The sequence below is a fragment of the Achromobacter sp. 18P8.1.1 genome (assembly GCF_057799415.1).
Genome location: NZ_JBYOKH010000094.1, coordinates 1 through 3728 on the forward strand (window position 1 = coordinate 1; position 3728 = coordinate 3728).

Consider the following 3728-nt stretch of genomic DNA (forward strand, 5'->3'; position numbering starts at 1 on the left):
CCCCACAGCGCTACCCACGAATTCCGATACCCAGTCTCCTACGGCGTCGGACGCTGCTGTAACCCCCACCAGCGCCGCCGTTCCCACATAGATGGCGCCATCCTTCATTTGGACCGCAACGTAGACGATCTTGTCCGACACATAGGTGACTGCCCGATAACAGATCCCCATCGCCGCGCACGCTCTAGCTGCCACGCCAACAGCGGGTATTGCGACCTGCCCCCAGTTCTGCGACGTCTCAAGATCTGCCGGATGCTGCCATTCGCGCCCGCGGTGTCCCGGCTGAGGCCAGCTGTGCTGTCCCGGCCGCTGCCCTTGTCCACACGCACCTCGATTAAGCCCGGAGCAATCGCCGCATAGGTAGTGCCGGAATCGCTGCCACTGGTTTGGCCCAAGCTGAAACCCGAAGGGCCGGCCTTGTTTGCGCCGCCTTTATTAGCAACGTCGAATGCCCCCGACATGCCCACGTTCACGCCAACGGTGGTGGACTTGTACTCGGTTTTGTTCTTCAGATCACTAAAGTCAAGGGTTTCCGTCGACAGTCTGTTCTTCGCCGCTTCCGCATCGCTGGCGATTACCGCGCCGTCAAGCTGGGTGTGCTTGTCCACGTAGATATCGAAGCCTCCAGAACCTGCATACAGTCCGGACTGCTCGATGACGCTGTCATAGTTCGACTTGGTCTTGCCCGTGCTGGCGCCAACATAGGCGTTGCCGGTCATGGAGCCGAAGCTGAAGCTGCCACCTGCGTTGGCTTGCTTCTGCTTGGCGTTGTAGCGTTCCGTATCTTGCTGGCTGGCAATGGTCAGGTTGCGGCCAATGTCGGCAATGATGCTCTCGGCCCGCGCCTGCGCGCCCACAAGTGTGGTGTCACGCCCCGAAACCAGCGACAAATGCCGCGAGCGCTGACTTCGAAAATGTAGTCTGACTCTGAGGTTTACGATCGGAAATATAGGCCGACCATATCGCTGCTTACGTTGCCGAAAGAGCCAACATCAACCAAACGTTCACGATGAGTGAAAGCTAAAACAGCACCGATGCGGCGTCGCTGCTGGCCATCTCAAACTAAAGGTTCGTTATTAATTAAAAAAAAACCCTCTGGAAACAAATTCCGAAGCTCAGAACGGCTTTTCGAGAACGACAAAAAGTCGTTTGCAACGTCGCTGATATTTTCTGTAACCCTCACCAAATAACCGCCCCCTAGCTCATCAATACGAAAACCTGCCGCGGCGACTTTAACGACATTGACCTCTCGAGCAAATTCGTCGCCGTAAAACATACCCCACCCCACATTCGGAATATCTGGTTCTAATGCAGCATTGAATGAACCGATTTGGAAACTGCCATTCTTATCAGCAGGAGCCAGTTCGGGGCTAGTAAATAGATGCACCATACCAAGCTGAGGAGAGAAAATTTCACACCACACTCTGAAGAGTGAATACCAATCAACCTTATCGCTATAGTCAGCCTTTAAGGTAATGGTCCCAGGAACGACTTGCCCTCGATTATTTCGAGATGTGTGAACAACACTGCCAGACGATTTTAGAGTCTTCTTTCTTCGCCACGCAAAGTCTTGGTAAAAATCCGACAAAATTCCATTTAAGCGCAATGAAGCTTTAGAGGCCCAAATATTCTCACACGAACTCTTTCCCAAAAAAAGCTCCGAAAACTTATCCGCATTGTGTGATACCTGTTCAGGATGCAGCCACCCTCCGCTCAGATTCAACGAATCAATGAGCTCTTCGCCCACACCCCAATCAATGGTATCGGATTTTGTTCGAATCGCTATTTGTATATATGATTTCATAAGCCATCAAAACTTCGTTAAATCACCGGTAGTAGGATTATATCTGAACACATCGCCACCGGTACCTCTTACTTGGCGCAAAAGTTCTCCAGATATATTATTTGTCTTAGGGCTCACAACAAGATTCAACGGCTGACCCATTGCAGTTGCAACTTGAATTTGTGCCCGCAACTGGTTAGACATTGAAAGGTTTTGGACATTCTTAACCTCCAAAAGTCCCCCGACGTTTGTTCCCCACAGATCAGGAATTGTTGTTACCTGCACGCCGTTAGGCAGATGAACGGTTACCGGATTAGTATTCTTCACCCCACCAACATGCCCTAACGCCTCTGTCACTTGGCGCTCAAACGCAACGCCACTTTGACGATTAAGGGTGACCTGAGGCACTCCGCCTACAACATCTTTCGCTTTTACACCCTTAATCGACCCAGCCACTGCACTCGCAGCCGCCACCAGTCTTATGGCCGCCTCAGAACTTATCCCATATCTCTTCTGAAGATCAGCGGCGATTTCAGTATGCAGAACCATACTGACCGCGTCAGCGTTGTGCAGGAAGTATATGGCAACATCATTCCGACGGCCGGCAGGAAGGTCCATGCCACTTAACTTATCTAGTTCCTCCCGATACTCTGTCACTTGCTCGACAAAATCACCATAGCGTTCCCGGCAGGCGTTCGCGTCAGCCGCACACACCGCGATCATGGTTTCTTGGGTTTCGATGCTTAGCTTTCGAAACTTCTCCTGTACTTCATCGCAATTGCCAAACGCTTCGCAAGTGGAGGCCTCTGCTCCGAATCGCTGCAGGTCGGACAAAGTCAGGGCGTTATTTGTCAACTCCGTGACCGCCGCAAGGGTGCTAGTAGTGGTATCCATCGAAGTTGCGTCGGATATGCCGGCCACAATACTGGCGACCAAATTGCCTCGCGCTTCACGTTCTTCCGCGGACAACTCTTCTCCCGCAACCATGCCTATCAGCTTAGCGACCACGGAACTCGCTGCAGCCCCCAATGCACCGGAGGAACAATTGCCGCTGCTAACCGCAGCCCCTGCACATCCCACGATCCCGTGCAGAAGGGCACGCGCCGCCTCCGAATCTGGTCCCCCCCCCATGGAATCGGCGAGTTTCTTAACTTGCGATGCGCCTAGACCCTGGAGATAGTTCACTGCGGCTGCTTGCACGAAGGCACCAGTGCCACCTGTCACATTGCCAGCCGCACCCGCTGATATCGCGCCGACAACACGGCGGTAAGACCCAGACGGCCCCCACTCACTATCCAGCTTCTCCGCAGCTGCGGCGGCTTGATCGCGCTCAGTTTGGGACAGCGTTTTGTCCTTTGCCCGCGCCTTTAGAGCGTCGAGTTCCTTCGCCCGATTCGTCAAAAACTGCCTTGTAGTCGTAGCCGTCCTCGGCATTCTGGCCGGCCAGGATGTTGACGTCGCGGTCGGCCGACATCACCAGGTCCTTCTGCGCGCCAACGTTCGAGCCCGCCACGGTCAAGTCGCGTCCGGCCATCAGCACGGCGGTGTCGCCCGTGAAGGTCGTCGCCAGGGACTGTTCCCAGTCGAGGGCTGTCTTGGTGTGCGTGGTCTTGGACGAGAGGAAGCCTGTGGTCTTGTAGCGGACCTCGTCGTAAGCCGATCCGGTTTCTGCCCCGGCGATCAGGTTGATGTCGCGCCCTGCCCCCACGGCGAGCTGCTTGCCAGCGGTGACTTCGGCCGCACGCGCATTGACGTCCTGGCCCGCGATCATCGTGAGGTTGCCGCCCGCGGCGAGGGTCGAGCCGATCTCCGTGCTTGTGCTCAAGTCGTGGCGGTTCCTGGCGTTCAGGACCAGAGATTCACCGTGGCTTTCGGTAAGCGTCTCCAAGGCGATGTCGCGGCCTGCCTGCAGGCGCGCGTCGTCCTTGACGGAGACCTGCGCGGC

The 3728-nt window shown here is 55.2% G+C and carries 4 protein-coding genes; all 4 read right to left on the reverse strand.

The features are described from left to right. Positions 1-104 precede the first annotated feature (104 nt). Positions 105-890: a hemagglutinin repeat-containing protein gene (locus AC27VE_RS30660; protein WP_488705848.1), complete on the reverse strand. Its 786-nt coding sequence runs from the start codon at positions 888-890 to the stop codon at positions 105-107. 167 nt (positions 891-1057) lie between these two features. Continuing rightward, positions 1058-1804: a hypothetical protein gene (locus AC27VE_RS30665; RefSeq protein WP_488705849.1), complete on the reverse strand. Its 747-nt coding sequence runs from the start codon at positions 1802-1804 to the stop codon at positions 1058-1060. A 6-nt stretch (positions 1805-1810) separates the two neighbouring features. Beyond that, on the reverse strand, positions 1811-2791 hold the full coding sequence (locus tag AC27VE_RS30670; protein ID WP_488705850.1) for a putative toxin: 981 nt from the start codon (positions 2789-2791) through the stop codon (positions 1811-1813). A gap of 322 nt (positions 2792-3113) precedes the next feature. Beyond that, positions 3114-3728 (reverse strand): hemagglutinin repeat-containing protein (locus AC27VE_RS30675; protein WP_488705851.1); only part of this gene is annotated, 615 nt, incomplete at its 5' end.

Excerpts from the sequence above, each read along its gene's own strand:
- AC27VE_RS30665 (WP_488705849.1), bottom strand. The coding sequence starts at position 1,804 with ATGAAATCATATATACAAATAGCGATTCGAACAAAATCCGATACCATT.